General features: G+C 62.9%; 13 protein-coding genes. 2 read left to right on the top strand and 11 right to left on the bottom strand.

Going from position 1 to position 18,014, the window contains the following annotated elements:
* Positions 1–477: 477 nt before the first annotated feature.
* The 10 genes from H7B90_RS17605 to H7B90_RS17560 form a co-directional block, all read right to left on the bottom strand.
* Entirely contained in the window at positions 478–2,211 is a 1,734-nt protein-coding gene (locus H7B90_RS17605) for a type 2 periplasmic-binding domain-containing protein (RefSeq protein ID WP_185137199.1), read from the bottom strand.
* Between the two features lie 187 nt (positions 2,212–2,398).
* Positions 2,399–4,024 carry a response regulator gene (locus H7B90_RS17600; RefSeq protein ID WP_185137198.1) on the bottom strand — a complete coding sequence of 542 codons (1,626 nt, stop codon included), beginning with the start codon at positions 4,022–4,024 and terminating at the stop codon, positions 2,399–2,401.
* Complete coding sequence (locus H7B90_RS17595; protein WP_185137197.1) at positions 4,021–5,775, bottom strand: sensor histidine kinase; 1,755 nt, start codon at positions 5,773–5,775, stop codon at positions 4,021–4,023. The genes H7B90_RS17600 and H7B90_RS17595 overlap by 4 nt, the downstream gene beginning before the upstream one ends.
* A gap of 299 nt (positions 5,776–6,074) precedes the next feature.
* Positions 6,075–6,419, bottom strand: coding sequence for a hypothetical protein (locus tag H7B90_RS33450; RefSeq protein WP_306421773.1), 345 nt, complete (start codon positions 6,417–6,419; stop codon positions 6,075–6,077).
* Positions 6,420–6,480: 61 nt separating this feature from the next.
* Positions 6,481–7,317 carry an inositol monophosphatase family protein gene (locus H7B90_RS17585; protein WP_185137196.1) on the bottom strand — a complete coding sequence of 279 codons (837 nt, stop codon included), beginning with the start codon at positions 7,315–7,317 and terminating at the stop codon, positions 6,481–6,483.
* A gap of 169 nt (positions 7,318–7,486) precedes the next feature.
* On the bottom strand, positions 7,487–8,311 hold the full coding sequence (locus tag H7B90_RS17580) for a sulfite exporter TauE/SafE family protein (RefSeq protein ID WP_185137195.1): 825 nt from the start codon (positions 8,309–8,311) through the stop codon (positions 7,487–7,489).
* A 160-nt stretch (positions 8,312–8,471) separates the two neighbouring features.
* Positions 8,472–9,467, bottom strand: coding sequence for a UV DNA damage repair endonuclease UvsE (uvsE, locus tag H7B90_RS17575; protein ID WP_185137194.1), 996 nt, complete (start codon positions 9,465–9,467; stop codon positions 8,472–8,474).
* 58 nt (positions 9,468–9,525) lie between these two features.
* Positions 9,526–9,849, bottom strand: coding sequence for a hypothetical protein (locus H7B90_RS17570; RefSeq protein WP_185137193.1), 324 nt, complete (start codon positions 9,847–9,849; stop codon positions 9,526–9,528).
* A gap of 275 nt (positions 9,850–10,124) precedes the next feature.
* Positions 10,125–11,276: a D-alanine--D-alanine ligase gene (locus H7B90_RS17565; RefSeq protein WP_185137192.1), complete on the bottom strand. Its 1,152-nt coding sequence runs from the start codon at positions 11,274–11,276 to the stop codon at positions 10,125–10,127.
* Between the two features lie 45 nt (positions 11,277–11,321).
* Positions 11,322–12,398, bottom strand: a complete 1,077-nt coding sequence (locus tag H7B90_RS17560) for an amidase domain-containing protein (RefSeq protein WP_185137191.1) — start codon at positions 12,396–12,398, stop codon at positions 11,322–11,324.
* Positions 12,399–12,737: 339 nt separating this feature from the next.
* Here H7B90_RS17560 and acnA point away from each other — a divergent pair, with 339 nt between their 5' ends.
* On the top strand, positions 12,738–15,452 hold the full coding sequence (gene acnA / locus H7B90_RS17555) for an aconitate hydratase AcnA (RefSeq protein ID WP_185137219.1): 2,715 nt from the start codon (positions 12,738–12,740) through the stop codon (positions 15,450–15,452).
* Between the two features lie 168 nt (positions 15,453–15,620).
* Positions 15,621–16,814 (top strand): RCC1 domain-containing protein, encoded by a 1,194-nt coding sequence (locus H7B90_RS17550; RefSeq protein ID WP_185137190.1) that lies wholly within the window; start codon positions 15,621–15,623, stop codon positions 16,812–16,814.
* Between the two features lie 42 nt (positions 16,815–16,856).
* On the opposite strand, the gene H7B90_RS17545 is transcribed toward H7B90_RS17550, so the two are convergent.
* The gene (locus H7B90_RS17545; RefSeq protein ID WP_185137189.1) at positions 16,857–17,795 is read right to left on the bottom strand and encodes a metallophosphoesterase family protein; all 939 of its coding nucleotides are present in this window, start codon (positions 17,793–17,795) and stop codon (positions 16,857–16,859) included.
* Between the last annotated feature and the right edge of the window lie 219 nt (positions 17,796–18,014).

Raw genomic sequence — 18,014 nt, 5'->3', positions numbered from 1 at the left:
CAACGCTCTCCGCGGCGAAGTAGCGAGCTAAAGCAACATTGATGGCATTATCGCAACTACTTTGCCGGGCGGGCGAACGGTGCGTCCCCGTAGCCTCGCCTGCTCGCCTCTCGTTGCTGCCTTTCAGTCAACAACTCCGCCCCAGTCCCGGGAATGTAGGTAATCCAGTTACTCTCTTTGCCATTCTTCCGGTGATTCCCGAAAATGTGAGTCATCCAGTTACTCTCTTTTCCATTTTTCCGGTGATTCTCGGGAATGTGAGTCATCCGGTTACTCTCTTGGTCGTTCATTCATCCATTGCCGGGAATGTGCGTAGCCTAGTTACTCTCTTCATCGTTCTTCCGATAACTGTCGGCGGGGGCGTAACCGTGGGGCTTGGATGGGGTGGGATGGGTCGGGACGGAGTGTAGATGCGGACATGCGAGAAAAAGGGCAGCCGCTATTTCTGGCTGCCCCTCCTGAAGTAACCGCTCGCGGTTACTTCATGCTTTTGTACCATTCGTTCACTTCTTGCGTCATCTTGTCTCCGCCCGCGGACTTCCAGTCGGAGACGAACTTGTCGAACGCCGAGATGTCCTTCTTGCCGTAGATGATCTCGTTGAACGTCTGCAGCTCGATCTTCCGCAGGTAGTCCTGCTTGGACGTCATCGTCGGCGTCGCCGGTCCGGTGTACATGTCCTTGAAGGAGATGTCCGGCTGGGACAGCAGCACCTGGGCCGCCGCCGGGGTCTCCGCCCCGTAGTTGTTCTTGACTTCCTTCTCCAGACGGGTCGTCGGCTCGGCGCCGCTCGCCAGCTTCTGGAGAGCCTTCATCTGGGCGTCCGGAATGCGCGCGCCGTCCTTGACGAGCCAGTAGCGGTTGATGTTGACTTCGCCGCCCGGAATCTTATCCAGGTACAGCGGGTTGCCGCTGGCGTCGAGGTCGTAGTCGTAGCCCTTGAACACGCCGATGTCCCATTGGCTGCCCGGCTGCGGGTCGGCCAGGTTGTCGAACAGGTAGTTCTGGTACGTGAACAGCGCTTCCGGATGCTCCATGTCCTTGTTGATCAGCGTGACGCCGCTCGTGAAGTTCGTGCCGTGGCGTCCGGCCTTGCCGTCCGGTCCGGTCGGGATCGCGTACGGCTTCCATACCGCGCCCGGAACGTTCTTGGCGGTATCCTGGAGCGGCCAGCCGCTCATCCAGTAAGGGCCGGGGATGATGCCCGCCGTGCCGGCGATCGCGGGCTCGGACGTCTTGTTCTCGTCCCACAGCGCCGCTTCGGTCGGAATGTAGCCCTTGTCGCGCCATTCCTTCAGCTTCTGCAGAGCCTGCTTCGAAGCCGGGTTGATCGAGCCCCATTCGAGGCTTCCGTCCGCTGCCACGTTCCATTGGTCCGGGATCGTGCCGTACGCCCCGAACACCCAGGACGGATCGCCCATCCACGTGTTCATCGTCGTCTTGAAGCCGATGGACAGAGGAATGACTTTGTCCGGCTTCAGGCCGTCCGGGTTCTTGTTCTTGAACGCGTCCATGACCTTCTCGAGGTCGTCCAGCGTCTTGGGCGCTTGCAGTCCCAGCTTATCCAGCCAGTCCTGGCGGATCCAGAGCAGGTAGTCGTGATTGTAAGCGTAATCGAGAACCGGGATGCCCATCTTCTTCCCGTCGCGGATGTACGGGTTCCAGACGTTCGGGTCGAGTTCCATGGCCGCCTTCCACTTGTCGTTCGCGTATTGGTCGAACAGCGTGCCGACCTCGCGGAACTTGCCGGTGTCGATCAGATCCTGCGCGAGCTGGTCGTAATCGCCGCCGGTTCCGATCGTGACGACGTCGGGAAGCTTCTGGCTCGACGACATCGCCAGCCGCATCTTCGTGACGAAGGCGTTGTTCGAGTCCGTGACCGACCAGAGCGACTCGATCTTGATGCCGAGCGTGTCGAGCGCCCACTTCGTCGCGACGTTGTTCTCGATCGACTCGCCGTTCTTGAACTTCAGCGCCGGGTCGACGCCCCAGACGGTCGAGATGGTGACGGGCGGATCGTATTTGTCCTTGTAGGCGCTGGCCGGCGAAGACGACGCGGACGCCGAAGCCGACGGACTCGTCCCGGCGGAGGGGCTGGCGGCGTTCCCGTTCCCGTCGTTATTGCCGTTCGAGCCGGAACACGCCGAGAGGCCGGTCGCGGCCAACATCAAGGCGGCGGCTGCGAGCGCGCTTTTTCTGGTCATCGCTTTCATACTGTTCCCCCTATGGCTTGGATGCTTGCTAAGGCTAATTATAGGGAAGACCCGCGCGCCGACCTATGTCATTAATCGAAGATTTCTGCACCTTTGCCAACCATTGTCGCGGGGAGCGACGCGGCATTCGGGCTCCTCGTCTCGGAAGCGACAGGCCGGAGCGGCCCGAACGCGACCGCGCGCCCCCTCAGTCGCGGTACTCGTGCGGCGTCATGCCGTAATGCTTTTTGAACATCTTGCTGAAATATTGCGGATTCTGGTAGCCGAGCTCGGCCGTAATCTCGTAAATCTTCTTGTTCGTATGCTTGAGCAGGTAGAGCGCCCTCTCCATGCGGATGCGGATCATATAATCGCCGAGGCTCTCGCCCGTCTCGCTCTTGTAGATCTTCGACAGGTAGACGGGGTGCAGGTAGACCTTCTCCGCGATCGTCTTCACCGAGATGTCGAGCCCGATGTCCCGCGTGACCAGCTCCTGCACCTGCTTGATGAGATGGCCCCTCGCGTACACGTCGGTGTCGGACAGCTCCTCCTTCAGCTTCCCGAACAGCTCCGACGCCCAGCGGCGCAGCCTCTCCGGCGATTGAACCATGCTCCGGTCGATGAACAGGTCGGCTCCCGCCGCGTCGATCTGGTGAACGAGCACTCCGTGCCGGTGAGCGGCGTACAGGCAGGCGTTCGCGATCCACAGATACACTTCGAAAAGATGCTCCCGCGTGACGGCCGCCTTCTCCGTCTCCAAATACCCGAACACCTCCGCGATCTTCGCCTCGGCCGCCGTCCACTGCTTCGATTCCAGCAGATGGATGAGGGTCGGCGGCTTGTACAGAGTCTCCAGCGAGCGGACGGAACCCGGCGCGTCCGGGTAGTCCTCCTGGAACAGAATGACGGAATCGCTCGCTCCGCCATGCCGGAACAGCGTCCCGAGCGCGTTGCGGTAAGCCTCGGACATCCCCTCCGGGAACACGAACCAAGGACTGATGACGATCGAGATATCGCCTTTCAGATAGGAACGGACCTGCTTCCCCACCTCCCGGGCGAGCCGCCCGGTCTCTTCCCGAAGCGGACGCACGGCGCCGCCGCCCGGGCCTTCCGGATTCGTCGTCGCCACGAGAGCGAGGCAATCGTGCGGAGCCTTGCCGTGCCAGACGAGGTAAGCCGGGCCGAGCACCTCCTCGGCGATATTGCCGACGGCGTATTCCATGAGGGAGAGCGACTCCGGATCGTAATCGGCGAAATGGCTGCCGAGCTGAACGAGCATGAGGAACGAGGGGGCCTGCGGCCGCAGCGGAATCTCGTACTTCCGCAGCTTGTCGGCCACGGCTCTCTCGGACAGCTGCCTTCCGAGCAGCAGATCGCTCATCACATCCTCGGCGAGACGCCTCCGGTCCGACTTCATGTCGTACAGAAGCTTATGGTACCTCTCCGTCTCTTCCCATTCGTCCTTCAGCGACTCGATCTCGCCCAGGACGCATCTCATGAATTCGTCGTCGTCCACGGGCTTCAGAATATAGCCGGCCACTTGAAGCTGGATCGCCTTCTTGGCGTACTCGAAGTCCGAGTGCCCCGTCAGCAGCAGCCTGCGCACGTTCGGCCAGCGCTCGGCGACCAGGCGGACGAGCTCCAGCCCGTCCATCTCCGGCATCCGGATATCCGTAACGAGGATGTCGATCGGCTGCGCCTCCAGGATCGTCAGCGCCTCGGCGGCCGACGAAGCGGTATAGACGGACCGGACGCCCAGGCTGTCCCACGGAATCGTGATTTTCAAGCTCTCCGTCACGTACGACTCGTCGTCCACGAGCAATATCTCGATCATGCTCCGACCTCCTTACCGCCCGCCGGGCTCATCCGCCATTCCAGCTCGACCCGCAGCCCTCCTTGTTCGGAGCGCGCGATCGACAGCCTCGAATCTTCTCCGTACCTCAGCAGCAACCGCTGATGGACGTTCCACAGGCCGCAGCCCATCTCTTCGTCCATCGGGCCGGCCAGCTTCCTCTCCAGCTTCCGCAGCTCCGTCTCCTCCATTCCCTTGCCGTTGTCCTCCACGACGATGCGCACCCGCCCGCCTTCTCCGGACACGGCGAGACGGATCCTCGCTTCGCCGGCTTTCTCCTCGATGCCGTGCTGCACGGCGTTCTCGACGAGCGGCTGGATGAGCAGCGGCGGAATCTCCAGGTGGCGCAGCCACGAAGGCAGCTCGACCTCGAAGTTCAGCCGGTTCATGCGCAGGCGCTGAATCTCCAGGTAGCTCGTGACGAAGTCGAGCTCCTCCGACAGCTTCACGAAGTCGCGCTCCTGCCGGGTCGTGTAGCGGTAATAGCTGGACAGGTTCTGGCTCATGTCGACGATGGCCCGGTTATTGCCCAGCTTCGCCATGCTGGAGATGAAGGAGAAGCAGTTGTAGAAGAAGTGCGGGTTGATCTGCGACTGAAGCTGCTTCAGCCGGGCTTCGCGCACGTGGATTTTCTCCAGATACACCTTGTCGAACAGCTCCTGAATCTGCTCCACCATCGAATTGAAGCGCATGAAGACGAAGCTGAACTCGTCGCGCCCCTTGGGCACGAGCCTAACCGAATAATCCTCCTGCTTGAGCCGCTGGAAGCTGTGAACGAGCCGCTTCATCGGCACCTGAACCTGGGCGTACAGCAGATAGGCGAGGACGCAGCCCATGATGAGCAGAGAACCGATCGACAGGTAGAAAAGCTTGTTGGACTTCTCGATCGGCCCGACGACGTCGGAATACGGGATGTAGTCGATCAGGTACCACTCGGTCGTCGGCGACCACTTCGTGTTGACCAGATACTTCTCCCCGTGAAGAGAGATCGTCTGGTTGCTGGCGTCCATCAGCTTCTGCCGCTCCAGCTTGTCGGCCAGCTCCTTGGCCACGCTGCGGTCGGCCGAGCTGTTGAAGATCATGCCGACCCCTTGCTTGTACAGGAACGGGTCGCGCCGGCTGTCGCTCTTGAAGTCGTCGAGCATCGACACGAGATTCTGGCTGCGGAAGCGAACCTCGATGATGAGGCTGGCGTCGGCGGGGTTATGGAACGACTTGAAGGGGGCGACCGTGAGCAGCGAGAACTGGAACGAGCCTTCCCCCTCGGAAGGAATCGGCATCACCTGCCAGCCCTGCTTCATGCGGCTCTTCAGCTCCCCGTCGTCGTACGTGACGGCGTCGGTATCGCTTATCATCCGGTTCAGCTTCGGGGAATAGATGTAGAGGGAGCTTTTCCAATTGATCGAACTCTCCTGGGTGCTGAGCTTCTGCTGGATGCGCTTCACGAGCTCGATCTGCTCCAGGTCCAGATAGGGACCGGCGATCGGCTCGGCGTCCTTCAGCTCGGAGATGTCGGGATCGTGAATAAGAAGGTTGGGCCACAGCGAGATCGAATCGATGTTGGCGTTCAGTTGGGATTGGAAAAAGTCGAGCTTGCTCGTGTTCGAACGGTTCAGCTCTTCGCGAAGAACGTCCGTACTCGTCCGGTTGGAATAGGAGTAGAGGCCGGCGATCAGCACGAGCATGGCGGCCAGGACGAGGACGATTTTGCGGAACAAGTTGATTCTGGGCATGCGCGTATCCCCTTTAACGTCTGTCCGATGGCGCGGGAACGCGGGAACAGGCCGTCCTCCGGAGGAGAACAACCTCGAGCCTCGTACGTCCGCAAGCTACATTGTAAGGCAAGCCCGGGAAGGCGTCAGCGGCAAAATGTTAACATTTCGGCAGTTTTTGCAATCGGGTCGCCGGAAGAAGGGGCATACGGAGCGAAATAAGGGCAGCCGGTTCCGTTAGCCGCTCGCGAGCAGCCGCGGCGGATTAACGCGCATGCAAAAAAGCGGAATCCCCCGCTCCGCGGGGAATTCCGCCCTCATCACGATCTTCTTCTCGATTCTCTAGCGTCGCCGTCATAACGGCCGTCCGCTTCCTTGGCCATCTTCCGGTACAAGGCCGTCTCCTCCGCGACCGGGTCGAACTCCGCCTGCACGCGGATCTCCCAGCGGGGCGACAAGCGCGCGACCGCTTCCTCCCGCGGATCGCCCGTCTCGATCGGCCCTTCCAGATGCCGGGCCAGCTCGGCTTCCGCCGCCGACGAGTGGGCGAAGGGCCCTTCGTCGGCCGAAGTCTCAGCCGCCCCGCGGCCCCCCGGCGCCGCGGCGCCTTCTTCCGTCTCGAGCTCGAGCGCTTCGTTCTTCTTCCGCTCGTCTGCCATCATCATCTGCCGCCTCCCTTATTCTTCATAGGATGGCCTGCCGTCCGGCCGAGCATGCGAAGAAGCGTTACGCCTTCTTCAGAGCCTCCAGCAGCTCGCCGTGGATCCAGCCGTTGCTCGCCGCCACGTTGCGGACGCCCAGATGGTACGGTTCCCCGGATTGATCGGTCACCCGGCCGCCCGCTTCCTCCACGAGCAGCGATCCCGCCGCGAGGTCCCAGGCGTTAAGCCCGATCTCCCAGAATCCGCTTAACCGTCCCGCCGCCACATAAGCCATATGCAGCGCGGCGGAGCCCGCGACCCGCACGTTGCGGACTTGCGGGGCGACAGCCTGGATCTGCTTCAGGTTCGCCGGCAGCGCCGCCGTGTGGTCGGCCGGGAAGCCCGTCGCGACCAGGCTCTGCCGGAGCGCCTTCTCGCCGGAGATGCTCATTCGCTTGCCGTGCACGTACGCTCCCTTGCCCCGCTCGGCGACGAACAATTCGTCGCGCGACGGGTCGTAGACGACGCCGACGATCACCTGGCCCTTGCGGGCGAGCGCGATCGACACCGAATAGAACGGGAAGTCGTGCACATAGTTCGTCGTGCCGTCGATCGGGTCGACGATCCACAAATATTCGGCGTCGCTCACCTTCTCGAGCGCCCTCGCGGAAGCTTCCGGTCCGGGCTCGACGCCTTCTTCTCCCAGGAACGAATGATGCGGAAAATGAGTGCCGATCAGATTGCGGATGAGCCTCTCGGAGCCTTTGTCCACTTCGGTCACCAGGTCGTGCATCGAATGCTTCAGATCCGGCTCCGCGAACTGTCCGATCCGGCTCTTGATCCATTCCCCCGCCTTGGACGCGCAGTTGACGGCAACGGCGGTGAAGCTCTTGCTGCCGATAATCTGCTCGTTCTCTTCCATGAATCATCCCTCAAATCTTCTATATAATAGGGCGCTAGGCTTGCCTCTTCGTTCTCTTGTCGCTTCGTGCGATTCTCGGATTCGGGCTTGGCCATCGCGTTCATACTCTACATTACATACGTTGCAAGCGCTTCGACGGTTCCGGCCAATCCCCTCGTCGATTCGCCTTTTACATCTCCTGCAGGCCTTTAACGATGAGGTAAATCGCCACCAGCAGCAGGGTTACCCGAAGCAGCCACATGAGCTGCTTGCCGGTCAGCTTCGAGGCGATGACCGCTCCGACCCGTCCCCCGACGATCGCGCCCGGCGCCAGCGCGAGGAACAAATACCAATCGATGTTGCCGTGCCACAGATGCACGCCGCTTCCGAGCACCGACGACAGCAGAATGACGAACATCGAGGTCGCGGTCGCGACGTGCGGCGGGAAGCGGAACAGCAAGACCATGAGGGGGACGAACAGAGAGCCTCCGCCGATGCCGAACAGTCCCGACGAGATGCCGACTCCCGCGCCGATGATCAAGGCGAGCGTCACGTTGTAGCCGTATGTATACGTCTGACCCGAGCCGTCCGTGAACGTGCGCTTGATGCTCCAGTCGATCTGCAGCGGCTTCATTCTCTCCCGGGCGATCATCAGACCGAACATAATCAGCATGAATACGCCGAACGCGAGTTGGAACGGTCCCTGCGGAATCAGATTCGTGATCGCGGCTCCCCCCATCGCCGCCGGTCCGCTCGTCGCGAAGAACAGCCAGCCGGTTCGCCAATCGACCTTGCCTTGCTTCTTGTACGTCCATGTCGCCGACAGGGCCGTGAAGATCAGAACCGCCAGCGACGTCCCGACCGCGTGCTGCGAGGAGATCGTCTCCCCGAACAGGGAAGGACCGAGCAGAACGAGCGACGGAACGATAATGATTCCCCCGCCCAGACCGACGATGCTTCCGAAAATAGCCGATACGACGCCGATCAATACCATCGAAGCCCAAGCCAGCCACATGCCTCCATCATCCCTTTATGAACCGATATGCGAGTATACCGTTATTGTACCAGACGGCCGGGCGGCGCGCCCGATCCATCCGCAAACTTTTCTTCGGAAAAACGAAAAAAGCCGCGCGCCCGACCAGCCATTCGCTTCGCCGGACGCGCGCCGCCCCCGTTCATGCCAGCACCTCGGCGCTCGCCCCGTCCAGAACCCGCACCGGCTCGCCGGCCGCCTGCGCCGCCCGCAGGTCGTCCATCAAGCGGAGCAGCGATTCGTCCTTCCGCTTCGCTTCGATCATGACGTCGAGCGCCGGCGTCTCGCCCGCGACGCTCTTCAGGAAGGCGAGCAGCGGCCCGGGCTCGACGTAATCGGCGTGCCCTCTCGGGTCGCTCGCGCTCTTGGGGCTGGAGGCGTGTATCTTCGGCGGCAGCGGAGGCAAGCCGGACCGCTCCCGCCTCTCCCAGGTCGCGCGGATGCGCGGCCACAGCTCTTCCGCCTTGTCCCCCTCGTTATTGACCGCATGATGATGGATGTCCAGCACCATCGGCGCCCCGGCCTCCTCGCAGACGGCCAGCGTCTCGGAGGCGGTGAACGTCTTGTCGTCGTTCTCCAACGTCAGCCTTCGCCGGATCGCCTCGTCCAGAGCCGCGAAGTTGCGCAGGAAGCGCCCGGCCGCCGCCTTCTTGTCCCCGTAGCTGCCCCCGACGTGGATGTTGCACATGGCGCGTTCGTCGAGCCCCATCAGCTCCAGCATGCGGACGTGGTGCCGAAGATCCTTGACCGACTTGGCCCGCACGTCCTCTCGGGGCGTGCTCAGCACGGTGAAGTGGTCGGGATGGAACGAGAGGCGAATGCCGGCCTCCCGCGCGAAGGCTCCCGTCTCGGCGAACGCCGGGGCCAGAGCCGCGTACGGGTCCCAATCCGCCAAGTCCTCGTGCGTGGCGAGGGGAATGAGCTTGGACGTCAGGCGGTACACCTTCACGTCCATATATTTGCAATGCTTGAGCAGGCGAAGCGTATTGCGGAGATTCTCCTCCGCCAGCCGCTCCAAACGGCGCAACCCCGCCTCGCGGTCGGCGAGCTTGGCGAAGTTCGCCATCGTCATCGTCCGGGACGGGGATGCGTTCTCGAGCTGAACCGACATCGCGACAAATCCGAATCTTACGATCAAGGCAGGCACGCTCCCGTCGCTTCTCGCGTTACCAAGAGTGTGCCCATTCCCGGCCCGATCAGCCGCCGGAATGCTCGCCGAAGAACATCTCGTGCGCGAGAGCCGTCTGCACCCGCGATTCTTCTTCGGTCAGGCGCCGCACCAGCTCCATCTCCACTTCCGTCACTTCTTCGCCCTGGAAGTTGATCTCCGCGATGGAAGCCAGAATGCGGACGATCGCCACGGCCTGGTTGTCGGGAGAGTAGGCGATGACCTTCTGTCCGGTCGGGAAGACGCGGAATTGCTTCTTGACCATCTTGCCCCGCCCGTATTCAAGCAGCTCGTACAGCTCTTGCTCCGACTTGAACTTGCATACGGAATTGAATTCGGTCTGGAACCCCATGGACATTCCTCCGATCGCGTTTTGCGATTATTATAAACCGAGCCGGCGGGCGATGGAAAGGCAGCGGAGAGCGAGCGGCCCGTTATCCGTCCGCGGCCATAAAAGAGATCGGGCCTCCCGCGCCGGCCGGGCCGGTACGGGAGGCGCCGATCCGCGGCGCCCGCCAGGGCGGTTATTCTTAGTGCGCAAGGCGAAGGCGTCAGCGCTTGGCGCGATGCGTAAAGTCGACTTGCATGGAGCCTATCGGCTCACGGCGTACCGCTGCGGCCTGCGCCTTATTCCGCCGCTCCGCCGCCGTAATCGATCGCCTGCTTCTCCTCGTAGCGTTCGATCCCCAGCCGGATCAGCGTATCGAGCAGCTCGCGGTAAGAGACTCCCGTCTCCTTCCACATGAGCGGATACATGCTGAACGGGGTGAAGCCCGGCATCGTGTTCACTTCGTTGATGAACACCGCCCCGTCGCTGCGCCGCAGGAAGAAGTCCGCCCGGCACAAGCCGGAGCCGTCGATCGCGAGGAAGGCGCGGACGGCCATCTCGCGGATCGCCTGCGCCGTCTCCGGCGGAATCTCCGCCGGGATGACCATGACCGACTTGCCGTCGATATACTTGGCCTTGTAGTCGTAGAATTCGTTCGAGCTGACGATCTCGCCGGGAACGGAAGCGCGGGGCTCGTCGTTGCCGAGCACGCTCACTTCGATCTCGCGCGCGTCGACGAACTCCTCGACGATCACCTTCCGGTCGTAACGCAGCGCTTCCTCGATGGCGGCGACCAGCTCCTCCCGGTTGCGCGCCTTGGACACCCCGACGCTCGAGCCGAGGTTGGCCGGCTTGACGAAGCACGGGTAGCCGAGCGACTCCTCGATGCCCGCCAGCTCGAATTCCCGTCCGCGATTCCATTGGAACCGCGTGAAGTAACGATAGCCGACCTGCGGCAGGCCGGCCTGGGCGAACATCGTCTTCATGGCGGCTTTGTCCATGCCGACCGCGGAAGCGAGAACGCCCGCTCCGACGTACGGAAGGCCCGCCATCTCGAACAATCCTTGAATCGTGCCGTCTTCGCCGAAGGTGCCGTGCAGCAGCGGGAACATGACGTCGATCGGTCTGTCGTCCGCCGGCGCTCCCTTCGCGGCCAGCACGCTCTCCGACATCCCCTGGATGACCGGCAGAAGCGCCTGGGCTTGAAGCTGCACGCCATCGGAGTCGGAAGGTTCCGGCCGGCCTTCGAATTGAAGCTCCGCGACGGCCGCCGGAGGCGCCTGAAGCAGCGGGCCCGAGCGCCATTGGCCGGTCTTCGTTATATAGAACGGAATCAGTTCGTATTTGTCGTAATCGAATGCCTTAAGCACGGCTAGAGCCGTCTGCAGCGATACTTCGTGCTCTCCCGAGCGTCCGCCGTAGACGAGGCCGACGCGCACCTTATGTCCCATGGGTATCCTCCGGTCCGGCTGAATAAGTCTTGGATGAGTCCTTGCCTAGAATTCGTCGACGATATGGAAAAAGCGGTATCGGGTCTGTTCGGTCCAGGCGTACGAATCGCGGTAATCCCAGTAGCGGCGGCGGCTGCTGACCGTATTGGCGTTCACGAGCGGCATGCCGTCGGGCGTGAACGCGGTCACGATCGTATTGTGCTGGAACCGGCCGTTGCCGTCCCAGTCGTAGCAGATGACGTCCCCCGGCATGAGCTGCTTCGGGGATTCGACCTCCTCCGCCCGCAAGCCATACGAACGCGGCTGCGACAGGTACTGCTGCAGGCTGTGCGCCACGGCCCAGCTGTAGCTCCACAGCTCCTGGCCGTTCGCCCGCCCCTTGTACCACCAGCCCGATTCTCTTCTCCCAGTATAGTTCATCGGCGCTCCCCCTGCAAAGATGCACTGGGAGACGTAGTTCGTGCAGTTCACTTCGAATCCCTCGTATTCGGGATTGTAGCGGTCCCACCACGCTTCGGCATAGGCGACGGCGTCCTCCCGCCGGTAGCGGCTGCCCCGGCGCGACGGATCGTGCGCGTCTCCCCACCAGCCGCCGGCCGTCCCTTGTCCGGCCAGCACCCTCGACTTGAAGGCCGTCGTCGCGGCCGGATTCAAGTAGGGGACGGACGGAACGACCGTCCGTTCGTGCCAGGCGCCCCCGTCCGGGCTTCCTTCGCCGAGCCAGGCGTCTGCGCGATGCTCCGACTGAAGCGGCTCGATCCGGTCGATGCGCCAGCGGCCGCCCGCCTGAATGAACCGGATGCGCTCCCGGTCCAATCTCTCCTCGACCCAGGGAAGGTTCCCCTGCTCGAAGGAGCGCAGCAGGTGAATCTGCACGTCGCAGAGCGCCTCGGATGCCCGCTCCGCCTGGCTGAGCAGCCTCGCGCGGATCTCGCTGCGCACGGGCTTCCGCCGGGCGGTGCCGTCGCCCCGGGCCGTAAAGAACCTGCGGACGAGACGGGCCCGGTGCTCGGCGTCGGGCACTCTCCGGAACGAACCGTCCCGGCCGCCGAGCCCGTCCTCGTTCACCGCGTTCACGTAATCCACCAGCGCTTGTTGCCAACCGCTCTCCCGATCCGGCACCGGACTTCCCCCTTCCGCATGGCGCAGATAGCGTCGCTACCATCCTATGCGCGATTCGCGTCCGGAAGAACGCGCTTCTGCGCGATCCGCTCCAGGAACGACGCGCTTATGGCGTTCCGGACCGGAAGGGACGGAATCGCCGATTTCCCTCTCGCGCGCGGATGAAGGCCGGGCGGGAAGTGGCATCCTACGGAAGGCATGTCGATTCGGTGAATGCCTTCTATTTCCGCGCCGGGAAGGCGAAATTCGTCTTTACGGGGGAGGCGTCAAACGGTATACTTAATTTGAAGGTTATTTTTGAAATCGAGTTTCACTGTATGAAACTCCACCGGGAGGCTGATTGTTTTGTCCAACCTGCCTTATCAGGTTCAGTCCGACCTGCAGGTGTCCGGCCAATCGTACCGGATCTACAATCTGCAAGGGCTGGAAGAGCAAGGCTTGGGTCCCGTATCCAAGCTGCCGTTCTCGATCAAGGTTCTGCTTGAAGCCGCCATCCGCCAATTCGACGGACGCGCCATCACCCTGGAGCACGTGAAGCAGCTCGCCAACTGGGCGAACGGCCGCGAAGACAAGGAGATTCCGTTCATTCCGGCGCGCATCGTGCTGCAGGACTTCACCGGCGTTCCGGTCGTCGTCGACCTGGCCGCCATGCGCGAGACCGTGAAGAAGGCCGGCGGCGATCCGAAGCGCATCAATCCGCTCGTGCCGGTCGATCTCGTCATCGACCACTCCGTCATGGTCGACGCGTTCGGCACCGCCGACGCCCTGAAGTACAACATGGACGTCGAATTCGAGCGCAACGAAGAACGCTACCGCTTCCTGCGCTGGGCGCAGACGGCGTTCGATAACTTCCGCGCCGTTCCGCCGGCGACCGGTATCGTTCACCAGGTCAACCTGGAATATCTGGCCTCCGTCGCCGCGAAGAAGACGAAGGACGGCGTCACCGAAGTGTACCCGGACTCCCTCGTCGGCACGGACTCCCATACGACGATGATCAACGGCCTGGGCGTCGTAGGCTGGGGCGTCGGCGGCATCGAAGCCGAAGCCGGCATGCTCGGCCAGCCGCTGTACTTCGTCATGCCGGAAGTCATCGGCTTCCGCCTGACCGGCCGCCTGGCCGAAGGCGCGACGGCGACCGACCTCGCGCTGACCGTTACGCAGATTCTCCGGAAGAAGGGCGTCGTCGGCAAGTTCGTCGAGTTCTTCGGCTCCGGCTTGTCCAACATCAGCCTCGCGGACCGCGCGACCGTCGCCAACATGGCTCCGGAATACGGCGCGACGATCGGCTTCTTCCCGGTCGACTCCGAGACGCTGAACTACATGCGCCTGACCGGCCGCGACGAGAAGCAGATCGAGCTCGTCGAAGCTTATTACAAGGCGCAAGGCATGTTCCGCACGGACGACACCCCGGATCCGGTGTTCTCCGACATCCTGGAGCTTGACCTGTCCACGATCGTGCCGAGCCTGGCCGGTCCGAAGCGTCCGCAAGACCGCGTCGAGCTCACTTCGATGAAGCAAGAGTTCAACGACATCATCCGCACGCCGATCGACAAGGGCGGCTACGGCCTGTCCGACGAGAAGATCGCCGCGACGGCCGAAGTGAAGCACAAGAACGGCCAAGTCAGCAAGCTGACGACCGGCGCCGTCGTCATCGCCGCGATCACGAGCTGTACGAACACGTCCAACCCGAGCGTTATGCTGGGCGCGGGCCTCGTCGCGAAGAAGGCGGTCGAGCGCGGCCTGACGAAGCCGGCTTACGTCAAGAGCTCGCTGACTCCGGGTTCGCTCGTCGTCACCGATTACTTGACGAAGGCGGGACTTCTGCCTTACCTCGAGAAGCTCGGCTTCTACGTCGCCGGCTACGGCTGCGCGACCTGTATCGGCAACTCCGGCCCGCTGCCGGACGAAGTGAGCGAAGCGATCGCCGAGAACGACCTGACGGTCGCCGCGGTTCTCTCCGGCAACCGGAACTTCGAAGGCCGCGTTCACGCGCAAGTGAAGGCGAACTACCTGGCTTCGCCGCCGCTCGTCGTCGCTTACGCGCTCGCCGGCACGGTCAACATCGACCTGGCGAACGAGCCGATCGGCTACGACAGCAAGAACGAGCCGGTCTACCTGAAGGATATTTGGCCGACCAACGAGGAGATTCAGGAAGCGGTTCGCCACTCCCTGAACCCCGAGATGTTCCGCGCCAAGTACGAGAACGTCTTTACGCAGAACGAGCAGTGGAACCAGATTCCGGTGCCGAAGGGCGAGCTGTACGAGTGGGATCCGAAGTCCACGTACATCGCGAACCCGCCGTTCTTCACCGACCTGGGCTCCGAGCCGGGCGACATCTCCGACATCAAGAGCGCGCGCGTTCTCGCTCTGATGGGCGATTCCGTCACGACGGACCACATCTCGCCGGCCGGCAACATCAAGGTCGACAGCCCTGCGGGCAAATACCTGCTTGAGCACGGCGTCGACAAGAAGGACTTCAACTCGTACGGTTCCCGCCGCGGACACCACGAGGTCATGATGCGCGGCACGTTCGCCAACATCCGCATCCGCAACCAAGTGGCTCCGGGCACGGAAGGCGGCGTCACGACGTACCTGCCGACCGACGAAGTGATGTCCATCTACGACGCTTCGATGAAGTATCAGAAGAGCAAGACGAACCTCGTCGTCATCGCCGGCAAGGAATACGGCACCGGCTCCTCCCGCGACTGGGCGGCCAAGGGCACGTACCTGCTCGGCGTCAAGGCGGTCATCGCCGAGAGCTTCGAGCGGATCCACCGCTCCAACCTGGTCGGCATGGGCGTTCTGCCGCTGCAATTCCAACCGGGCCAGAGCTGGAAGACGCTCGGCATCACCGGACGCGAGACGTTCGAGATCACCGGCCTGAGCAACGACGTGCAGCCGGGTCAGACGGTTAACGTCACCGCCAAGCGCGAAGACGGCACGACCTTCGAATTCCCGGTCATCGTCCGCCTCGATTCGATGGTCGACGTCGACTACTACCGCAACAGCGGCATCCTGCAGACGGTTCTCCGTCAGATGCTCGCCCAGCAATAAGTCCGGCACCCGAGTCAACGGGCCCGAAGGAGACTTCTCCTTCGGGCCTTTTGCCGTCGGTCTTCCGGCGCGCCCTCTTGGGACGTCAGGTCGATGGACAAACGGCTCGAAAACCTTTTTAATAGGAATAACGTTCCAATATTGGTTATGCATCAGGAGGATCGCTCGATGAAGAAGGCGTTGTGCCTCGTTGTCGTTCTGTTGTTGATCGGACCGGGTTATGCCGCCTCGGCGGCCAAGACGGTCAAGATCGCGTCCATCTCCTCGGGGCCGGACCACAGCCTCGCCGTCGCGACCGACGGGACCGTCTGGGGATGGGGGAGGAACGATTCCGGAGAGCTAGGCGACCTTACGCTCAAGGTCCACGCATCGCCCTATCGGGTGCCCGGCATCAAGGACGTCAAGAATGTCGAAGCCGGCTCCGGCTTCTCCATGGCGCTGAAGAAGGACGGGACCGTCTGGGTCTGGGGGGAGCCTCGGATCGCGCGGGGCGGGAAGGCTCTGGCCGGACCGGCCGAACCGTTCCAGATCGCGAAGGGAGCCGTCCAGATCGGCGTCGGGCATAAGAGCTTCGGCATCGTGCTCATGAAGGACGGATCGGTATGGGGATTCGGGGATCCGACCGGCGGCCATCTCGGCAGCGAGCCCGGCGCGGGGCTGAGCAAGATCAAGGGACTTCCGCCCATCGCCTCCATCTCGGTCGGCGGCAGGTTCACGATCGCCCTGGACAAGACGGGGACGCCGTGGGGCTGGGGCTCGAACGCGGGAACGCCTCTGCAGCCGGGACCGGCCGTCATCGAGACGCCGCGCCGGATCGCGCTGCAGAACGGCAAGCCTCTGACCGGCGTGAAGGCCGTATCCGCCGGCGACCGCTACGCGCTGTTCGTGCTGAGAAGCGGCGAGGTGCTCGGCTGCGGCAGCAACGAATTCGGGCTCATGATGACCGACAGCGGCCCCGGCGCGCAACCGGTCCAGAACTACCCGAAGACGCTCGCCATCGGGGACGTCAAGCAGCTCTCCGCGGGAGTGACGCACGCGCTCGCCCTGCGCAGCGACGGCACGCTGTGGACGTGGGGCTATTACGACGACGGGCGGCTCTCGCCCGACAGCTACCTGAACAGGGATACCGGGAACGTGGCGCCCGAGCCGATTCAGATCCGGGGCATCAAGGGGACGATCGTTCACATCGAAGCGTCCCGCGACAGCTTCCGCTCCCACTGCCTCGTCCTTACCTCCGACGGGACCGTCTGGACGTGGGGGGACAACGATTACGCCTACGGCGTCGGCAACGGCGAGCTCGGGCTCGGCCTGCTCGGCAACGAATATATAGGCAAGCCGACTCCGATCCGCTGGACGGCTTGACCATCAGGAAGAGGGCCCGGCGCCATGCCGAGCCCTCTTCGTTTAGAACCACCGGGACGGCCGGTGCGCCCGGGGCCGATCGAGGACGACGCCGTTCGCCAGCCGGATCCACGTCGCGAACCCTCGCTCTCCCCGCTTCAGCTCGATGACGCGGGCTCCTTTCGGATAGCTCTTCCTCCCGTAGGTCTGATAGCCCGTCGCCCTCCCGTAGCAGAGCCGTATCCCGGCCAACTCGCCCCAATAATCGTTCACGTGGTCGTGCCCGCAGAACGTCCCGAGGACGCCGCCGGCTTCCAGCAGCTCCGCGAACAAGCCGGAATTCAGGTTCGGACTGGACACGCGCTCGTGCCGGTGCCCGTAGCAGGTGACGGTTCTCCAAGCTTGTTCGTACTCGGGAATCGGAATGTGGAAAAAAAGCAGCGACGGCACCGGCGCCCCTCCGTTGGCCAATTCCAGCCGGCGGGCTTCGCTCCGGTACCAACCGATCTGGCTGCGGCGAATCCAGTCGTAGCCCGGGATGGACGGAATCGGCGAATAGCCGCCGCTGTCCAGGAAGAAGAGCGCGAACGCCGCCCGTCCTTCGGAATCCGCGACGGCGCGGACGAAGTTGCCGACGCCGTCGACGTCGGCCGGGCCCGGCTCGGACAGGCAATGCGGGTGGCCGCCTCTCAGCGCGTCCATAAGCTCGCGACGCTTCAGGCTCCCTTCGTCGTCGTGATTGCCGAACACCGCCGCCCAAGGGATGCCCGCCTCTTCCAGCGGCCGCACCGCCTCGCGCAGCGATTGCCTCGGGTCCTTGCACTTGGCTCCGAAGATCAAGTCTCCGGTCAGCGCGACGAGATCGGGCTTCTCGGCTTGCAGGACCCGCTCCATGCACTCCCGGGTGGATTGGTCGGCCTTCTCGCCGTTCTGCCAGTGCAGGTCGGTGAACTGGACGATCTTGAACGTTCCGTCCTCGCGAAGCTTCAAATCTTCGGCCATCCCCGTTCCCCCTTCCCCATGCAGCTTCCGTAGATTGGACCCTTTACGAGAATGGATCCTTTGCGAGAATGGATCCTTTGCGGCGGTCATTTGAATACGTCAAGTCGATGAGTTCGCCCGATGGAATACGTCCATTGTAACGGATCGCGCGGATCGGGCGCCACGGGATGGAACATTTTGTTTATCCGGGCGCGGATGCGCTATAATGGGGGACGGAGG

Origin of the sequence: Cohnella xylanilytica (genome assembly GCF_014212175.1) — a bacterium.
In the GTDB taxonomy this organism is placed as follows: Bacteria; Bacillota; Bacilli; order Paenibacillales; family Paenibacillaceae; genus Cohnella; species Cohnella xylanilytica.
This window is presented reverse-complemented; position numbering and strand designations above follow the sequence as displayed.